The sequence below is a fragment of the Rhodoferax sp. GW821-FHT10B06 genome (genome assembly GCF_059415605.1).
In genome coordinates this window covers 35,589-53,589 of sequence record NZ_JBWKNO010000018.1, presented here as the reverse complement: position 1 = coordinate 53,589, position 18,001 = coordinate 35,589, and the positions used below count along the sequence as shown (strand labels likewise).

Genomic DNA, 18,001 nt, shown 5'->3' with positions numbered 1-18,001 from the left:
ATGGCTAACACCTCAATTTCTCTCCAGCGGACCTGGGTGGTGCGCTGGATGTACGTGGCAGCGCTGGTCCATCTTCTGGTTGGCGCGCTGCTGCCGTGGGTCGCCAACGCCGCGCTGTTCAACAGCTACCACCAGGGTATAGAGACCGCTTTCTGGGCTGGCCTGGCACCCGCGCCAGCGCGCGCCCAGCAGGTTTGGTGGCTGTCCCTGTTCGGCGCCACCGTGCAATGCCTGTCGCTGTGGATGTGGGCCTTGATCCGCATGGGCGATACGCAGAAGAACCCCAGCGCCTGGGGTTGGCTGATCGCCGGCCTGCTCATCTGGGCACCACAGGACATGCTGATTTCCCTGCAAGCCCAGGCCTGGCCACACGTGTGGGCAGATTGCGTTGCCCTGGTGGGCATGCTGCCGCCCCTGGTCTGGCTGTACCGCCACGACCGGACTATTGAGAAAGCGAAACATGCATGAAGCGCCTTATCTGCAATGGGCACTGAGCCTGTTGATCGCACAGGGCTTGATGGGCGGTTTTGACACCCTCTACCACCATGAGTTGACGGTCGATTTGCCCCATCGGCGCAGCGCCCGGCTGGAGCTATCGATCCATGCCATCCGGGCCGTGCTGTACGCCCTGCTGTTCGCCAGCATCGCCCACCTGGCGTTTCATGGCGCCTGGGCGCTACTGGTGGCAAGCGTGGTGGCGGTGGAAGTGCTGCTCACGCTGTGGGACTTTGTGGTCGAAGACCGCAGCCGCAAGCTGCCCGCCAGCGAGCGCGTGCTACACACGGTGCTGGCCATCAACGGCGGCGCATTGTTCGGCTTGTACGGCATGCAACTGGTGCAATGGTCGGCATTGCCAAGCGCCTTGGTGGCTATCGATTTCGGCTGGCGCGGCTGGGTGCTGACGCTATTTGCCGCCGGCGTCGCGGCCTCGGGCGTACGCGATGGTGTGGCGGCCTGGCGCATGGCACACCAGCCTGCGCCCAACAACCCTTTCAGCGGTTTGGCGCACCAGCGCGTGCTGGTTACCGGCGGCACCGGCTTCATCGGCGAAGCGCTGGTGGCCCAGTTGCTGGACGCAGGCCACAACGTAACCATCTGGGCGCGCGACCCCTTGCGGGCAGCCTATCTGTTCGACGGACGGGCACGCAGCATCCGGTCGCTGAACGCGTTGGACCCGGCCGAGGTGTTCAACTCCGTCATCAACCTGGCAGGCGCTCCGGTTGCCGGCCCTCGCTGGTCTGCGCAACGTCAGCAGCAGCTGTTGGCCAGCCGCATCGGCACCACCCAGGCGCTGGCAGATTGGCTGGCAAAGGCCCAGCACAAGCCCACGGTGTGGATACAGGCCTCGGCCATCGGCTACTACGGTGTGCGTGATGCCAGCGAAACCCTGACCGAGGAGAGCCCCAAAGGCCAAGGCTTCATGGCCGAGCTGTGCGCACGCTGGGAGGCCGCCGCCCAGTCCGCCGTTACGTGCGATATGCGCCAGGTGGTGCTGCGCCTAGGCGTGGTTTTTGGCCCCGGTGGCGCACTGGCGCCGCTGCTGATGCCCTACCGCCTGGGCTTTGGCGGACGTCTGGGAAGTGGCCAGCAAGCGATCAGTTGGATCCATCGCGACGACGTATTGGCACTGGTCGCCACTGCCCTAGGCAATCCCGCCATGCGCGGCACCTACAACGCTGTCGCCCCCGAGCCGGTCAGCCAATCCGCGTTTGCCGCCACGGCCGGGAAGATCCTGGGCCGGCCCGTGTGGTTCCACATTCCCGCAGCACCTATTCGCTGGCTGGCCGGAGAAATGGCCGAGCTGTTTGTGGATGGGCAACGTGTGGTCCCAGCCCGGCTGGCCGACGCCGCCTTTGCCTTCCGCTACCCCACACTGACTAGCGCACTGCGCGACCTTGCCTGATGCCACAACCTCTTTTGTATTTTCTCGCCGGCAACGGCGGTGCGGCCGACTGGTGGGATGACGCCCTACCCCACTTTCGGCACCACCGCGCAGTGCCTTTGGAGCTACCCGGCTTCGGCGACAACGCGCAACCGCCGTGCGCGGATTTGTCAGCTTATGCGCAAGTGCTGCTAGAGGCCACTATTCCCGGGCAAAGCATCCTGGCCGTGGGCGTCAACGCGCTGATCGTGCTGCATGCCTTGCAGCGCAAGCCGGGGCACTTTGCGCGCACTGTGCTGCTGGCGCCCGTCGGCGTGTTTCTGTGGCAACGCAGGTTGCCGGCATTGATGGCGCCGCTGCCGCTGCGCAAGCTCGTGCACCGCCTGCTATCGCACCGCCCCGCCTGGTTTGCCCGCAAGTTCTCTGCGCAGCGCTGGACATCCGCGCAGTACCAACGCATGGGCGATGGTTACCGCCGCTGCCGAGCCTTCATTCCTTACTGGGACCTGGTCAAGGCCGACACCGCCCTGCCTTTGCTGGAATGGATCACCGACCCGGTCGAGCTGGTGTGGGGCGGCCGCGACGCGGTGCTGGCCCAGGACCATGCGGCGGCCTGGTCTGCCGTGCTGGCGCGGGCGCAACTGACGGTCCATACCCAGCCGGACTGGGGCCACTATCCCTGGATCGATGACCCCAGCGCATTCACCGCATGGCTGGAGTCCCACGAACCCGGCTTTGTGGCGCACAGCAAAGGTGGGCGGCTGCGCCTCGCGGAGCTGGCGGGTCTGCCGGTGCCGCCAGGCATCACGGTGACCGAGCCTACCGATCCGCGTTTGCCAGCGCTGCTTGCCACCCCACCCGGCGCGCTCTGGGCCGTGCGCTCGTCCAGCGCTTACGAGGACCAGGCCGATGCCGCCAATGCCGGCCTGAGCACCACCTACCTCCGTCTGCCAGCCGCCGAGGTGCCGGCCCATATCGACACACTGCGTGCCCACGGCGTAGAAGAAGTGGTAGTGCAGCGCTACATCGCCCCCCAGGTCTCGGGCATCGCCTTTGTGCGCCATTTGGCGGTGGAGGTGGAATGGGTGGACGGCCATCTGGAATCCCTGGCAGACGGCCACGGCACACCCCAGCGGGCCACCATTTCGCGCATTGGCTCAGCTTGGGCCGATGGTGGATTCCAAACCACCCATGGTCTGACCGAACAGGTCCTGTGGACGTTTCTGCAGGCGGTGCTGCACAGTTTCCACTACGTACACGGCGACGTGGAATGGGCCTGGGACGGCCAACAGCTGTGGCTGCTGCAGTACCGTCCCATCAGCCACTACGGCTGGCGCAGGCATCTAACCGCCGCCAACATTGCCGAAATCCTGCCACCGCAACCCAGCCGCCTGGTGGAATACGCCCAGCGCCGCGCCGCCGCCAGCATCCCCGCCGTCCTGGCCCGCTGGGATGCGCGGGTGCTGCAGGACAACGAGCCCTTCACCGCCTTGTTTGGCGATGCCTCGTACATTAACAACGACCTGTTTTTAGCTCGGCTCGCCGACTGGGGGCTGCCCGCACACCGCTACTCCGGCGAAGTCGGCAGCTCCACACCGCACATACCGCTACGCCCGATGCGGCTACTGCGGTCGCTACCTCTGTTTGCCCGCATGCAAGCGCAAAGCCGGAAAAGCCTGCGGGCGCTGGAGCCAGGCCTGCGCCGTTTCGACCAGGAACTGAACCAGCTGGCGCTAACGGGCACGGATGGCCAATTGCTCGCCGACTGGTTTGTGCGCTTTTACGTGTTTGTTGTGCAGGGTAATTTATGCATTGCCACGGCCCTGGCCAGCAGCGGTGGCGACTGGTTCGGCCGGCCAGACACCGTGTACCAGGACCTGCGCCATGCGCCGCACCGCCTACCCTGGGAAACCGATCCGGCGACACCCCGCCCGCCCGATCTGGCGCTGCCATTGCAGCCGTTTCCCGAGTGGCCAACACACGTGCGCACCGTGCACCAGTTGGGCCTGCCTGGCATGCGCGGTTACTACGTGCAGGTGCGCGAGTGGTATCGGGATAACCTGATGCGCATCTTCTTCAGGCTGCACCATGCCATGCCCGCAGCCGACCAAGCCCACTGGTTTGCGCCCCACCCCCACGCCCGTACGCAAGACGGCAGCTTTTGGCAAGACGGCCATAGCGGCACCGAACAGGCGACCCACTTTGTGATCTATCCGGGCACGGTAGAAGGCATATTGGGCAAAGACATCCTATTGGAGGAAACACTGGACCCCGGCCGCTATGCGGACTACCAAATGGCCCGCGCCGTGATCGTACGCATGGGTGGCCGTTTGTCGCACGGCGCTACCTTGCTGCGAGAGTTGCGCAGACCCTCCGCCGTGGTACCCGATGTGGACACCCGATGGCGAGGTGAAAAGGTGCGCTACCAAGATGGCGTTCTCACACGGATTGCACCCTAACGGATGCTATTTATTCAATAGCTACTTGCGCAAGAAACACCTGCGCTACAGCCCTATTTCATCTAAATTCTCAGCGGAAAGGCCCGGGCTTCCAGCCCCAAACCTGCACCGGGCTGTGGCCCTTGATGGCCTGCGGGCCCAGGTCGCTGAAGATGTACGGCTGGGCCAGCTCGTCCACCACGGCCTGGGAGCAAACCAGCGGGTGGCCCAGGTCCTTGGTCAGGCCCTCGATGCGCGAAGCCACGTTGACTGCGTCGCCAATAGCCGAGTAGTCGTGCCGCGCCTGCGAGCCCAGGTGGCCTACGATGGCCTCGCCGACGTGCAGGCCTATGCCGATGGCGATGGGCGGCCGGCCCTCAGACTGCAGCTCGGCGTTCAGGCCCTGCAGCGCCTCCAGCATGGTGCGGGCGGCGGCGAAGGCGGCTACGCTGGGTTTGTCCATGCCTTGCGGCGCGCCAAAGATGGCCATGATGCCGTCACCCATGAAGCAGCTGATGGTGCCGCCCTGGTCATGGATGGCCTGGTTGACCTGCTCGAAATAGCGGTTCAGCAAGGCGATGACGGCCTGCGGCGCCAGGGTTTCGCTGAGCGTGGTGAAGCCGCGGATATCGGCAAACAGCATGCACACATGGCGCAGCTCGCCGCCCAGGCCGGCGTTGAGGCGGCGGGCCAGTATTTCCTGCATCACCGGCGGGCTGACGTAGCCCGCAAAGGCGGCGCGCAGGCGGCGCCGCTCGTCCATTTCCAGCAGTGCCGTCAGCAGCCAGCGCCCGGCCAATGCCAGTACGCCGACCAGCAGCGGCACCACCACCGGCAGGTACAGGCCCTGGTGCAGCAGCAGACTGGTGGCGCCCAGCAGACCCACAGCAAAAACCACGGCCAGCGCAAGCGCTACCTGCAGGCGTAGCTGTAAAAACCATAGCAAACTACACAACAGCGCCAGGGCTGCCACCCACGTTCCGCCCACCGGCACCACCAAACCGCCATTCAGCAGCGAACGCAGGATTTGCGCATGCACCAGCACGCCGGGCACGTTGCGGCTGTTATCCACCTCCCAGCCAGCCAGGTTCACCGGCTGGACCTGCCGGTCCTCAAAAGGCAGCACGCTGCCCAGCAGCACCGGCTTGCCGGCAAAGGCCTGGGCCAGCTGGGCCACATCGCCGGCCTCCACCCACTGGTTCACCTGCTGCAGCGGGATGTAGCGTGGGTAGTCGCCCAGGGCGTAGTTGATCAGGCCGAACTGCGGGAAGGCGCGCGGGTTGAGCTTGCGCAGCATCTGGCCGGCCAGCGAAGGGATGGGTTGGCCGTCCGCGCCCAGGTCTTCGTTGAAGCGACGCACCACATGGTCGGCATCCGGCGCCAGCAGCAACGAGCCGGTGCCGCCAGCGCCGGCCAGGGTGACGAAGGGCGCATGGATGGGCAGTGGCTGGCCGGCCTCATCGGCGGATGCACCCAGCACCACCGGCACCACCGGGCGCGCCGCCACCAGGCCGCCCAGCAGCTGGGCGTCGCTACCGGGCAGCACACTGTCAAACGAGCGGCTGGGCAGCACCACGTCCAGCCCCACCACCGAGGCCTTGGCCAGCGCCATGCCACGCAGAAACGTGCCGATATGGCCGTGCCACAGGGCAAAGGGTTCGGCGAACTGCTGCAGGCTGGCTTCATCGATGCCGACGATGACCACGTCCTTGCGCACCGGCCGGGGTGCGTAATGCAGCTGCAGCCGCTGCTGCACATCCAGCAGGCCCAGCTCCAGCGGGCGGACCAGCGGCGTGCCCAGCAACAGGGCTACCAGCGCCAGTACCAGGGCGTAACCAGCCCATACGGTGCGCATGGGAATGGTTGGTGGGTTGGCCGGCACTTATTTGTTGGCCAGGCTACGCAGCTCGGGCAGGTCGGGCCGCTCGTCGGCCAGCTGCTGCCAGAGCTTGCGGGAGTCGCTCAGAAACCGGCCCTGCTCCAGCAGCGATGCATAGATCAGCCGGTCGGAAAACGGTGCCTGCGGACCAGGCCGCAAGGCCTCCATGCGCTCACGCTCCTGCGGACTGCTGAGCGAAAAATACGAAGAGCGAACCAGGCTGTTGGCACCCAGCACCTCCAGCGTCAAGCTCCACACATAGTTCACACCGGCCTGCAACTGCACGCTGTCGTCCAGCACCAGCTGGCTGCCCGACACAGTGGTAGACAGCAGCTGCTTGTCGCTGCCCTCGTCGCGCAGTTCAAACTGCACGCGGGCATTACCGGGAGGCAGGGTCCAGGCGAATGTGGGGCGGACGCCGAGCACCTTGCCGGTAGGCTCCAGCAGTTTGAAGCGGTCCAGGCCTGGCCCACGCATCACCATGCCGCCCAACACCACGCGGCCATTGGTGGTCTGCAGCCGCGCGGTTTCGGCGGCCACCACTGACGAACGCAGAATGGCGCTGGCCCCGGCAACAGACTGCGGCCCGGTCGCTCCCAAGGTAATGCGCGCCGGCCCGCGCAGCTGGAATTCGGTGCCCGACTGCAGGTAGACAAAGCTCAGCGTAGCGCCCTTGTCCAGCTGGATGTCGGCGCCCGTGGCCAGCTCGGACAGCAGTGCCACCGGCTTGCCGCCGGAGGCGAACGCCACTGCGCCTTTGACATCGGTCACCACCGCTACCGCCTGCGCCTGGGCGCCCGCAGCCCACAGGCTGAGCGCCAGCAGCAAAAGCCAGGCGGTCCATCGGGCCGGTACGAAAGCGTGTGTGGGGGACATGGGATTCCTCGTGAAGGGGGTCAACGCACCGGGTCGCCAAACAGCGCGTACGGCGCCCAGTAAAACGGGTGGCTCCAGCGGCCGCCGCCCAGTGTGCCGTCCAGCATGGCCAGCTGGGCCTGGCGCAGGCTTTCGCCGCGCGAAACCGCCCCCTTGGCCTGGACTGCAAAAGTGGCGCTGGTCAGGGCCGTGGCCGATTCCGATTCCACCGCCCAATGGGTAGCCAGCACCGAGCGCGCGCCTGCAAAAAAGAAGCCGCGCACCAGGCCGGACATCGCCGCCCCGCCCTGCTCGCCCGCCGCCGTGTTGCAGGCCGATAACAGCACCCATTGCGCATTCAGGCGCAGGCCCAGCACGTCGTCCAACTCCAACAGCGGCGACTCGCGTTCATCACTGGTGGCAGCCATGGCCAGCGAGGGTTTGGAGATACCGGGCAGCTCACCGGGCAGCAGGCCGTGGGTGGCGAAGGCGACCACGCGGCGGTCCAGCAGATTCGCGTCCAGCACGGCGCGGCGCGTGGCCTGGGCGCCCAGCAGCAGGTCGGTCTTGGCATTCGCGCCGAGTGCGCTGGCCAGGGCCAGCAGCTCGGTGCGGGTATCGGGCAAGGCCGGCATGTCGGCGTAGCGAAAGCCCCATTCGGCGTCGTAGCGCGCGGCATCTGGCTGCAGCTGGGTGCTCACGCGCACGGCTTTACTGGCCTGGGCATTGAACAGTGGGTCGCCAAACCCCATCAAGGCCTTGGCCGCCACCGCAGGCTGGGCTACTCGGCGCAGCGCCAGCAAGGCCGAGGACGAAGGCAGCTGAGTCACCGCCATCTGCCGCACCAGCCAGGCCGGCGCCTGGTCGGGCTGCGGCGGCTGTGTGACCAGGGCCGCCAGCGGCAGGCTGGCCAGCGGACCCTCGGTGGCGATGAGCAGCGAACGCAGGTCGCGCAGGCTGGGTTCTATGGGGCCTAGCAGGTCTTTGTACAGCGCGTACAGCGGGGCGCCGGGCACCACCGGCTCGCGTCCGGCGGGGGCGCTGCCCAGGTCCAGCTGGCTACGCAGCTGGGCCACGCGCCGGACCAGGTCGGCACGCGGCACGGGCACGGCGCTGAAGGCCTTGCGTCCATCCGCACCCAACAGCCAGACCAGGGTAGCGCTGTCGGTGGGGTAGAGCACCAGCAGGGCCTCGCCGGGGGTCAGCAGCTGGCGCAGCTGGTCCGGCCGGGGCGTGCTGGGCGTGACCAGGTCGGCGTATGCGGGGAACTGCTTGGCGATCCGCTCGCGCTGGGTGGTCAGCGCGGTGCGCGCAGTGCTGACACCGGTTTGCTGGGTTTTGATGCTATCGCGCACGGCCTGCTGGCGCTCGGCAAAGGCTTTGCGGTCGGCCTCTGGCAGGGCCTTGAATTCGGCCGTCTGGGCCTGGCGGCGCAGGCTATCTTCCTCGCCCAGGCTGGTGTTGAGCGTGGCGACCAAAGCGGACACGGCCTGGCGCTGGGTCTGCTCCTGGTCCAGCAGGGCACGCAGGGCCGGTGTGCTGGCCAGCACGCGGGCCGTGCTGTCGGTGATGGCACGCTGGGTCACGCCCAGGCTGCTGCGGTCGGCCAGCTGCAGGGCGCGGTCGCTCATGGCCGGGTCCACCGCCTCACCTTTCAGCGCCTTGTCGGCCACGAAGCGCATGAACTCGTCGAAGGTAATGCCCAGCACATAGCCGCGCACACCGCGCAGGTCCAGGTCCAGCCAGCCGCCGGGGTTGTCCAGCGTGGCGGCGAACAGGGCTTCGTAGTCCACCATGGCCAGGCGCAGGTCGCCGCGCAGCAGGCGCACCAGGCCGCGCATGCCGGCCGCCTCCTGGGTTTGCGGGTGGTTGGCGCCGTACAGGCGGTTGCGGTAGCGCAGCGAGCGCTCAGTCAGCTCCAGCGCCTCTTCCATGCGCCCGTTCTTGACCGCCAGCAGGGCCAGCAGCCGCCAGTCGGATGCGCGGGTGCGGGCCAGAGTGTCGGGCGGCATGCTGGCCAGAAAGCCCCGGTAAGACGCATCGGCCTCGGGCCAGCGCTTCAGGCCGATCAGCGCGCGCACGATCTCCTGGCGTGCCAGCCAGCCGGTATGGCTGGCGGCGCTGACACCGGCGCGCTGCAGCATTTCGTCGGACAGCTGGGCTGCGGCCAGCGCCGGGGCGAATTGCTGGGTGGCGTTCAGGCTGGTGGCCAAGCGGTAGTTCCAGCGCGCGCCCAGGCCGTCGCTGATCTGGCCGGAGCGCCACAGCGCCAGGTTGGCCTGGGCCACATGGATGGCTTCCTGCGGCCGGCCATCGCGCACCAGGGCGTAGGTCAGCATGCCCATGGAGCCGTCAAGACGGCCATAGGCATCCAGCACATCCGGGTCGCGCGGCCCGGTGCTGTGGCTGCGCGCGGCCTGCACGGCACTGCGACTCAGGCCTATCGATTCGCGCAGCGTAGCCACCATTGCCTTGCCATTACCTTGCCAGCGCTCGATTTCGGCACGCACCTGCAGCCGATTGACGGGCAGACCGGCGGGCGCCACGCCCTGGCGCAGGGCCTGCGCCGCCAGGTCGTCGGCACGCGACCACAGCCGGGCCAGAATGGCGCGGTCATTACCCTGGGCGGCGAAATAGGTCTGGCGCAACGCAGCCAAGGCACGCTGGCCCAGCGGCAGGCTGGAATCCGTGACGAAAGCTTCGCTGACCTCCAATGCCTTGCCCGAACTGCCCCAGGTGAATTCAGCATCCAGGTAGGTGGTGATCCAGCTCTCCCCGCCGGGCCGGCCGCGCCCGGCGTCCACCAATTGGCGGGCAGTGGCGATCAGGCGGGCGCGCTCTTCCAGCAACAAGGCCGCACGGTACTGGCGTTGCAGCGCGGCGTAGCGGGCATCCGGGGTATCGGGCAGAGGCTGGGCCAGCAGGCGGGTGGCTTCGTCGCGGGTCAGGTTGCTGCCGCTGACGTCGCCTTCGTCCAGGCTGGACATGTTGCCCGCGTCGTCGGCATCACTTTGTGCGTGGGCCGCCAGCGGCAGGGCTAGGCACAGCGCCAACAGGCAAATGGCGAGCCCATAGTGGCCCCGGTGGTGTCGCTCGGACAGTGCATGCACAAACAGCCTCCCAGGCAACCCAAGTCGGCAAATCTTAGTTCTGGCCGGCGACGGGTGTCAATCGGGGAACGACCTCACATGCTATCTATTCAATAGCTTCCAGCGCAGATACCAGCTGCGCCAGCGGCATATTTGGCTTGAACTTCAATGCGCAAACATAGCAGCATCCCGCGCACTAGCCGTGCGGTGCAGGTACTTGCGGTCCTGCGCGCGGGGCAGAAAGAGATGGAACAGGGATTGCCCGCATCTTGCGGGCGGACCTTCCCCGCGCCGTGCTCGCCCCGATGAAGACCCTGGCCTAGCCTGGGGAACCTTGAGCCCCGGCCGCCGCGCCACAGCTATGGCAGAACTTGGCAAACGCGCTCTTGCGGGTGTTGCAGGGTTTGCAGTGGTCGAACAGACCAATGCCGCAGTGCGGGCAGAAGTCGATGCCAGCGTCCTTCAAGTCCACCTGGCGCTCGCAGCCCGGGCACACGCTCTTGGCCAGGCGGGCCAGGGCCACGTCGTAGCTGAGTTCCTCTCGCCGCTGGGCATCTGGCAAGGCCTCGGCCAGCTTCTGCTTTTCCAGATAGCGGTTCAAGCCCACGATGGCCTGGCGACCCACCAGCACGGTCAGCACGATGCCGACCACGTAGCGCACGTAGCCGCCGTAGCTGGGCAGGTAGGGCACCAGCTCGATGAAGAAAGCGAACAGCGCAAAGTAGATGAAGCCCCAGACGAACGGCCAGTAGGTGCTCTTGCGCTTCTTGGCAAACAGCCAGCCGGCCACCACCAGCAAGGGCAAGGTCAGCGCCAGCCGATAGCCGAACACGCGCAGCTCCTGCTTGCGCTGCTCGGCGTACAGCGCCTCTTGCGCGGTCTGCTCCAAGGTGGACAGCTTCTTTTGCGCGGCCTGCACCGACTGGCGGGCGTCCAAGGCACGTTGCTCCAGCTGTTCGATCTGGCTCTGGGCGTTGCGCTCTGCGGCCTTGAGCTTGTCCAGCGCCTTGGTGCGCGACAGCAGCTCGGGGTCCTGGTCGGCGCTGCCGGTGGCGTGGCGGGTGGCCAGCCAATTGTCAAAGGTTTCACGCGCGGCAGCGGCATCGGTCTGCGCCACCTGCAGCTTGAGCTGGGCCTGCTCCAGCGCGGTGTCGGCCTCGTGTTCGGCCTGCTCGCCGGTCTTCACGGCAGCACGCGCCTGGGCGGCGGCGGGCTTGTCGATGAAGTCCTCCTGGCTGAACTGGTGCTCCACCTGCGGCAAGTCGCCGACGATGCTGCCCCCCAGGCCGATCAGGAAACCGCCAAACACAAACGCCACCAGCCACAGGCCACGGCGGAACCACTTTTCAGACAAACGCAGTGCTTTGCTCATCGCAACTCCTTCACAGGGACAAACGGACCGGCGCCTTGCCCAGTTGGGCCCGCTGCAACCAGGCAAACACCGAGTCTACGGTGACTGTCTCGATGCGGTCGCTGAAACGCTTGGCATTCGGGTGGTCGTCAAACGCCACGTTCGCCTGCGTCGCACGCGCGCCCAGGCGCGTCAACGGACCAATGTGCAGCGCTGTGGGCTCGTAGCCCTGGCGCTGCAGCCAGGCCTGGGCGCGCAGCCGGCTGTCGGCGCCGGGCTCCATGGCCGAGGCCAGGGTTTCCAACGCCCATTGGTTGGACTGCTGGTAGCGCGTGCCCCAGGCGTAGCTGACCAGGCTGTAGGGCTTGGTGTGCATACGGGTGGCGCGGGCCGGGTCCTGCAGCAGGGCCAGCAGGCGGTCTTGCACCTCGGGCGTGGGCACGACCCAGGTGGCCTCGTAGCGCCACAGGTCGTCCATGAAGAACTCGCCCAGGCCCTGGCGGTAGATGGCGGCATCTGGTGTGCCGCACTGGTTGAGCTTGTGCAGCACGCGCCACACGTGGCCGCCCCGCCCGTCAGGCTGCTGGTAGGCAAAGCCGAGGTGGGAATAGCGCAGGCCGTACGCACTGAGGTCTTGCCCGGCGCGGGCCAGGACCACCACGCGCGCGCCGCTGGCATCCAGTGCCGCGAGGGTGCGCTCGGCCAGGGTCAGGCCGCGCTCTACCGTGGCGGCTTTGGGCGGCTGTTCGGCGTCGCAGTTGCGCCCCGCCAGTGCGGGCTGGGCCAGCCACAGGCCGGCGCAGAGCCAGAAAATGGAGAAGAAACGGGTCCGCATGGCCAACTAGCCCGTGACTTTTTCGTTGAACAGCAGGGCCCGGCCCAGGGCGTTGGGGATGAAGGCAATCGCCTCGCCCGCCGCCGACAGCACCACGCCGGCCCCGATGACGCTGACCGTCACCACGCTGCCCACCGCCAGCGCCGTGCCCGACACGGCCCGGGCGCCGATCTCCACGCTGGCCTGGGCGCCGTCCGAGGCGCGCTCCAGCAGGTACACCGTGCCACGGGCGGTGGACTGCACCGTCTTCACCACCAGCACCGCGCCAGCCGTCAGCAGCACCACCGGCAGAGCCACGACCGTGCTGGCCGCCGCCGTCGAGCCCACCACGACCGAGGCGATGGGCAGGGCCGACACAGCGCTCAGCGCAGAAGCCTCGCTTTGGGCTTTGGCATCAAATGGGGCTGTAGCGCAGAAGATACCTGCGCAAGCAGCTATCAAAATACTAGCAATTGGGTTTCGCATAAGGGTCTCCAGAAGTTATTCAGCGTCGGCGCGGTGCAGGCGGTTGCGCAGTTGGGCATCGGCCACGTCGGCCTCGTGCCTGTCGCGCAGGGTCTTGGCCAGGGTGAAGCTGCCGGTGATCAGGTAGAGCCAGCTCACGCCCAGAAAGGCCTTGTACGTGTCATTGACCTCCATGCGCACCAGGCCCCAGCCGGTCAGGCCCATGGCCAGAAAGAAGCCGCCCCAGACCACCAGCTTGAACATGGGGGTGTCGGCATTGCGCTGGTCGCCCTGGGTTTTCTCGTTGTCGCGCACAAACTTGGACAGCACGAACGCCGCCGTCAGGCAGAAGAAGTAGCCCATCACCATAAAGGCGCGGTCCAGGTCCTTGCCGGGCAGATAGGCCAGGCCCACGGCGCAGACAAAGACCGCCAGGGCAAACGAGACCCAGACCTGTAAGGACCAGGCTTTGGAGTCGCGGTGGATCAGAACTTGTTTGGTGATTTGCATGCTGCCCTCTGGGAAGTGGTTGAAGATGGCCGCGATTATCAAAAGCCACCCGGCCAGACCGGCCATATTTCAGGACCAGTGGCGATTGATCAGCTGCAAGGTATGAAAAAACGATACTTTCAGCCCACTGCCGGCTGCATGCACAATCGCCAGGATGAAACCACCACCCAGACTGCAAGCCTTGGTCGAAGAAGGCCTGATCGACACCGTGGTGCGCCAGCTGATGAGCGGCAAGGAAGCCATGGTCTACGTGGTGCGCAGCGGTGACCACACCCTGTGCGCCAAGATCTACAAGGAAGCGACGAACCGCAGCTTCCGCCAAGCGGTGGACTACACCGAGAACCGCAAGGTCAAGAACAGCCGCCAGGCCCGCGCCATGGCCAAGGGCAGCAAGTTCGGCCGCCAGGCGCAAGAGGCGGCCTGGCAGAGCGCCGAGGTCGATGCGCTGTACAAGATGGCCGATGCCGGCGTGCGCGTACCCAAGCCCTACAACTTCTTTGAAGGCGTGTTGTTGATGGAGCTGGTGACCGATGCCCACGGTGACGCCGCCCCGCGCCTGAACGACCTGGTGTTCAGCCCCGAAGACGCGCGCCGCCACCATGCCACGCTGCTGGCCGAGGTGGTGCGCATGCTCTGCGCGGGCACGGTACACGGTGATTTGTCGGAGTTCAACATCCTGCTGGGCAATGTGAACGGGGTGGACAGCCCCGTCATCATCGACCTACCCCAGGCGGTGGACGCCGCCGGCAACAACCACGCCCAGCGCATGCTGCTGCGCGACGTGGCCAATCTGCGCGACTTCTTCGGTCAGTTCGCCCCCGAGCTACGGCACACCGCCTATGGCCCCGAAATGTGGGAGCTGTACCAACGCGGCCTGCTGAGCACCGAGGTGGCACTCACCGGCCAGCACGCCAGCAAGGCCGGCGCGGTGGACATGGGCAGCGTGCTGCGCGAGATCGACGACGCCCGTGCCGAAGACGCGGCCCGGCGGCTACGCATGCAGCAACGTACCCAGGGTCAATAGGGGGCTGGACAACGGCCTGGGCACGCTAATATCTACCAGGCCCACACACTACATCAGTTACAGCCCATCCTAGAAAGTCCTTATGCGTTCACGGGCATCTGGCAAGGGGGTTTCTTTATCGACCAGGATCCGGTTACTGGTCATGGTCACAGTCCTGCCCGCTGTTTTGCTGGCGGTCTACCAGGCGCAGGCCACCCGCACGGCGGCCATCGACGCCACCCGGGAGCTGGCCGCATTGACGGTGTACTCCATCGCCAACAGCCAGCAAAAGCTGCTGGACGACACCCGCCAGTTCCTGCAGAACCTGGCCTATCTCCCCGTGGCCCAGCAACTGGATGCACCGGCATGCTCGCAGTACCTGGCCGAACTATTGGCGCTCAGCACAAGCTACGTGAATCTCGGCATGCCCCGGGTCGATGGTGCGCTGCTGTGCAATGCCAAGCCTTTGAGCGCCCCCGTGAACGTGGCGGACCGGCCTTACTTCCAACGCGCCATCAAACAGCGAGAGTTTGCGATGGGGGCCTTCCAGATGGACCGCGCGGCAGAGGTCTCCAGCGTGAACTTTGCGTTTCCCATCGTCCGGTCGGGCAGCCAGGAGGTACTGGGTGCCGCCGTCGCGGTGGTTTCGCTGGACTGGTGGGGCCGCCGCCTGGCCGATCTGGACCTGCCGGAGGGCGCCGTGGCCCGCATGACGAATCCGCGGGGCGTCGTCATCGTCCGCTACCCACCGGCTCCTGACGAGCTGGGTACGCGCTTGAGTGACGTGGACTCTTCCTCTTCACTCGTCCTGACCGAACCCGGCGTGCTGCAACGCCAGAATGGCCTGGGCGTGCGCGAACTGGTGGTGTTTCGCTCGCTGCTCGAATCCGGCGGCGACATCGTCGCCACCATCAGCCTGACCATACCGGTAGAAAAACTCTACGCGGTTGCCAACCGCCGCATGTGGACCGACATCGGCTTTCTGCTGGCCGGCTTGCTATTGTCTTTTGCGCTGGCCCACGAGGGCATACGCCGCGCTGTGGTGCGACCCGTGCGCCGGCTGCTGGATGCCACCGACCAGTTGGCGCAGGGCCAGTTTGTGTCCAGCATGCCAGCCACCGGCATCCCGGAATTGGCCGAGCTGGCACAGCGCTTCAACCATATGGCCTTGCGGCGCCAAAGCATGGAAGCCCAGCTGCGCCAAAGCGAGGAGGACCTGGCCATCACCTTGCACTCGATTGGCGACGCCGTGATTTCCACCGACACCGAAGGGCATATCAGCCGCATGAACGCGGTGGCCGAGCGGCTCACCGGCTGGCCTTTTGCCGAAGCCCAAGGTCTGCCCATGGCGCGGGTCTTGCGCCTGGTCAATACCGACACCCGCGCACCGGTGATGGACCAGGTGCAGCACGCCATCGCACGCGGCAACGTAGTGGGCCTGAGCGAGAACACGACCCTGCTGGCCCGCGACGGCAGCGAATACCAGATCGCCGACAGCGCTGCCCCCATACGCGACACCAGCGGTACCGTGGTGGGTGTGGTGATGGTGTTCAGCAATGTGTCAGAGGCTTACCGCACACGCCGCATCCTGCAGGACAACGAGGCCCGCTTCCGCACGCTCACCGCGCTCTCGTCCGACTGGTACTGGGAGCAGGACGCGCAGTTCCGCTTCGTCACACTGGACGGCAGCCTGGAGCAGAAATCCGATGCCCGCTACCCCACCCCCTTGGGTGCAACCCGCTGGGATTTGCCCTGCCTGAACATCAGCAAAGCCCAGTGGGAGGCGCACCGCGCGGTACTGCAACAGCACCTGGAGTTTCGCGACTTCGAGATCCAGCGCAGCAAACCGGATGGCAGCACCTACTGGATATCCGTCAGCGGCACGCCCGTCTTCGATGGCAAGGGAAGCTTCTGCGGCTACCGGGGCGTGGGCAAGGACATCACCAAACGCAAACACGCAGAAGACGAGCTGCGCATTGCCGCCATCGCCTTCGAATCCCAGGAAGGTGTGCTGGTCTCCGACTGCGACAACACGATTCTGCGCACCAACCGGGCATTCAGCAAGATCACCGGCTACAGCGCGGAAGAGGCCCTGGGCAAGACCCTGCGCCTGCTGGACTCTGGACGCCATGACGCTGCATTTTTTGCCGATATGACCCGCATCCTGAAGACCGCCCACGAATGGAAGGGCGAGATCTGGAACCGCTGCAAAAACGGTGATGTCTGCCTGTACTACATGACGGTTACCGCGGTAGCCGACGCCAACGGCCAGCCCAGCCACTATGTGTCCACGCTCGTGGACATCACGCAAAAGGCTGCTGCCGCCAAGGAGATCGAGCACCTGGCGTTTTACGACGCACTGACCCAGCTACCCAACCGCCGGCTGATGATGGACCGCATGCAGCAAGCCTTTGCCTCCAGCGCACGCACCGGCCGCCAGGGCGCCCTGCTGTGTCTGGACCTGGACCATTTCAAGAACCTGAACGACACCCTGGGGCACGATATGGGCGACGTGCTGCTGCAGCAGGTGGCGCAGAGGCTGAAGGCCTGTGTGCGCGAGGGCGACACCGTGGCCCGGTTTGGCGGCGACGAATTTCTGGTGCTGCTGGAAGACCTGAACCTGCATGCCAGCGACGCCGCGAAACAGACCCAGAGCGTGGGCGAGAAAATCATCTCCACATTGAACCAGCCCTATCTGCTGGCCTCCCACACCGTGCACAGCACGCCCAGCATCGGTGCCGTCCTGTTCAGCGGCCAGACGCAGTCGCTGGACGAACTGGTCAAGTACGCCGATCTGGCCATGTACGCCGCCAAGTCCGCTGGTCGCAACACCATCCGCTTCTTCGACCCCATGATGCAGGCCGCCGTCAGCGCACGCACCGCACTGGAAAACGATTTGCACAGCGCCCTGGCCGAGCAGCAGTTCCAGCTGTACTACCAGATACAGGTACAGCACGGGCAGCAGATCGTCGGCGCCGAGGCGCTGATACGCTGGCACCATCCCACGCGCGGGCTGGTGCCGCCCGCCCAATTCATCGCATTGGCAGAAGAAACAGGCTTGATACTGCCCGTCGGCCTGTGGGTGCTACAAACCGCCTGCGAACAGCTTTACCGCTGGCAGAGCGACCCGCGCACGGCCGACCTGCAGCTGGCGGTCAACGTCAGTGCACGCCAGTTCCGGCAGTCCAACTTCATGGAACAGGTCTGCGCGGTGCTACAGCAAACAGGCGCCCGACCCGATCGACTCAAGCTGGAGCTGACCGAAAGCCTGGCGCTGGACAACGTGGAGGACACCATCGCCAAGATGACCGCGTTGCGCAACCTGGGCCTGCACTTCTCCATGGACGACTTCGGCACCGGCCAGTCGTCGCTGTCCTACCTGACGCGCCTGCCCCTGGACCAGTTGAAGATCGACCAAAGCTTTGTGCGCAATATCGGCATCCAGCAAACCGATGCCCTGATCGTGCAGACCATCATCGGCATGGCGCACAGCCTGGGCATCAACGTGATTGCCGAAGGCGTGGAAACCGAAAAGCAACATGCCTTTTTGCAGCAGCATGGTTGCACCCTGTGCCAGGGCTATCTGTTCAGCCGACCGGTTCCGCTCGAAGAGTTCGAGCAGCTGTTGCGCCGCAATACAAAAATTTCAACACCGGTGTAATTGCATCGCCTGCTGCAGCACGCATCTGCCCACCGCAAGCCCACGCCAGCCTCC

General features: G+C 66.0%; 12 protein-coding genes. 5 read left to right on the top strand and 7 right to left on the bottom strand.

All coding sequences use genetic code 11. The features are described 5' to 3' along the window. The 3 genes from AC07O2_RS21845 to AC07O2_RS21835 are packed head-to-tail and all read left to right on the top strand — an operon-like array spanning nt 1 to nt 4,341. On the top strand, nt 1-468 hold the full coding sequence (locus AC07O2_RS21845; RefSeq protein ID WP_495234370.1) for a cell division protein: 468 nt from the start codon (nt 1-3) through the stop codon (nt 466-468). Continuing rightward, nucleotides 461-1,903, top strand: coding sequence for a TIGR01777 family oxidoreductase (locus AC07O2_RS21840; RefSeq protein ID WP_495234369.1), 1,443 nt, complete (start codon nt 461-463; stop codon nt 1,901-1,903). Before AC07O2_RS21845 ends, AC07O2_RS21840 begins: the two co-directional genes overlap by 8 nt. Then, nucleotides 1,903-4,341 carry a PEP-utilizing enzyme gene (locus AC07O2_RS21835; protein ID WP_495234368.1) on the top strand — a complete coding sequence of 813 codons (2,439 nt, stop codon included), beginning with the start codon at nt 1,903-1,905 and terminating at the stop codon, nt 4,339-4,341. Before AC07O2_RS21840 ends, AC07O2_RS21835 begins: the two co-directional genes overlap by 1 nt. Before the next feature lie 70 nt (nt 4,342-4,411). Here AC07O2_RS21835 and AC07O2_RS21830 read toward each other — a convergent pair whose 3' ends face one another. From AC07O2_RS21830 to AC07O2_RS21800, 7 genes are all read right to left on the bottom strand, one after another. Beyond that, nucleotides 4,412-6,175 (bottom strand): CHASE2 domain-containing protein, encoded by a 1,764-nt coding sequence (locus tag AC07O2_RS21830; protein WP_495234367.1) that lies wholly within the window; start codon nt 6,173-6,175, stop codon nt 4,412-4,414. A 27-nt stretch (nt 6,176-6,202) separates the two neighbouring features. Beyond that, complete coding sequence (locus AC07O2_RS21825; protein ID WP_495234366.1) at nt 6,203-7,075, bottom strand: hypothetical protein; 873 nt, start codon at nt 7,073-7,075, stop codon at nt 6,203-6,205. Nucleotides 7,076-7,095: 20 nt separating this feature from the next. After that, complete coding sequence (locus tag AC07O2_RS21820) at nt 7,096-10,164, bottom strand: CHAT domain-containing protein (RefSeq protein ID WP_495234365.1); 3,069 nt, start codon at nt 10,162-10,164, stop codon at nt 7,096-7,098. Nucleotides 10,165-10,462: 298 nt separating this feature from the next. Next, a complete protein-coding gene (locus AC07O2_RS21815) occupies nt 10,463-11,515 on the bottom strand; it encodes a serine endopeptidase (RefSeq protein WP_495234364.1) in 1,053 nt (350 codons plus the stop codon). 10 nt (nt 11,516-11,525) lie between these two features. Next, the gene (locus AC07O2_RS21810) at nt 11,526-12,329 is read right to left on the bottom strand and encodes a DUF2145 domain-containing protein (protein WP_495234363.1); all 804 of its coding nucleotides are present in this window, start codon (nt 12,327-12,329) and stop codon (nt 11,526-11,528) included. Between the two features lie 6 nt (nt 12,330-12,335). Next, nucleotides 12,336-12,794 carry a hypothetical protein gene (locus tag AC07O2_RS21805; RefSeq protein WP_495234362.1) on the bottom strand — a complete coding sequence of 153 codons (459 nt, stop codon included), beginning with the start codon at nt 12,792-12,794 and terminating at the stop codon, nt 12,336-12,338. 15 nt (nt 12,795-12,809) lie between these two features. Continuing rightward, nucleotides 12,810-13,283 (bottom strand): YiaA/YiaB family inner membrane protein, encoded by a 474-nt coding sequence (locus AC07O2_RS21800; RefSeq protein WP_495098620.1) that lies wholly within the window; start codon nt 13,281-13,283, stop codon nt 12,810-12,812. Nucleotides 13,284-13,437: 154 nt separating this feature from the next. Between AC07O2_RS21800 and AC07O2_RS21795 the strand changes: the two genes are divergently transcribed. Together AC07O2_RS21795 and AC07O2_RS21790 are read left to right on the top strand one after the other, a co-directional pair. Then, nucleotides 13,438-14,307 (top strand): PA4780 family RIO1-like protein kinase, encoded by an 870-nt coding sequence (locus AC07O2_RS21795; protein WP_495234361.1) that lies wholly within the window; start codon nt 13,438-13,440, stop codon nt 14,305-14,307. A 142-nt stretch (nt 14,308-14,449) separates the two neighbouring features. Beyond that, nucleotides 14,450-17,947, top strand: a complete 3,498-nt coding sequence (locus AC07O2_RS21790; RefSeq protein ID WP_495234360.1) for an EAL domain-containing protein — start codon at nt 14,450-14,452, stop codon at nt 17,945-17,947. Nucleotides 17,948-18,001: the final 54 nt, after the last annotated feature.

Excerpts from the sequence above, each read along its gene's own strand:
- AC07O2_RS21810 (WP_495234363.1), bottom strand. The coding sequence starts at position 12,329 with ATGCGGACCCGTTTCTTCTCCATTTTCTGGCTCTGCGCCGGCCTGTGG.
- AC07O2_RS21795 (WP_495234361.1), top strand. The coding sequence starts at position 13,438 with ATGAAACCACCACCCAGACTGCAAGCCTTGGTCGAAGAAGGCCTGATC.
- AC07O2_RS21800 (WP_495098620.1), bottom strand. The coding sequence starts at position 13,283 with ATGCAAATCACCAAACAAGTTCTGATCCACCGCGACTCCAAAGCCTGG.
- AC07O2_RS21840 (WP_495234369.1), top strand. The coding sequence starts at position 461 with ATGCATGAAGCGCCTTATCTGCAATGGGCACTGAGCCTGTTGATCGCA.
- AC07O2_RS21830 (WP_495234367.1), bottom strand. The coding sequence starts at position 6,175 with ATGCGCACCGTATGGGCTGGTTACGCCCTGGTACTGGCGCTGGTAGCC.
- AC07O2_RS21815 (WP_495234364.1), bottom strand. The coding sequence starts at position 11,515 with ATGAGCAAAGCACTGCGTTTGTCTGAAAAGTGGTTCCGCCGTGGCCTG.
- AC07O2_RS21845 (WP_495234370.1), top strand. The coding sequence starts at position 1 with ATGGCTAACACCTCAATTTCTCTCCAGCGGACCTGGGTGGTGCGCTGG.
- AC07O2_RS21835 (WP_495234368.1), top strand. The coding sequence starts at position 1,903 with ATGCCACAACCTCTTTTGTATTTTCTCGCCGGCAACGGCGGTGCGGCC.
- AC07O2_RS21790 (WP_495234360.1), top strand. The coding sequence starts at position 14,450 with ATGGTCACAGTCCTGCCCGCTGTTTTGCTGGCGGTCTACCAGGCGCAG.
- AC07O2_RS21805 (WP_495234362.1), bottom strand. The coding sequence starts at position 12,794 with ATGCGAAACCCAATTGCTAGTATTTTGATAGCTGCTTGCGCAGGTATC.
- AC07O2_RS21825 (WP_495234366.1), bottom strand. The coding sequence starts at position 7,075 with ATGTCCCCCACACACGCTTTCGTACCGGCCCGATGGACCGCCTGGCTT.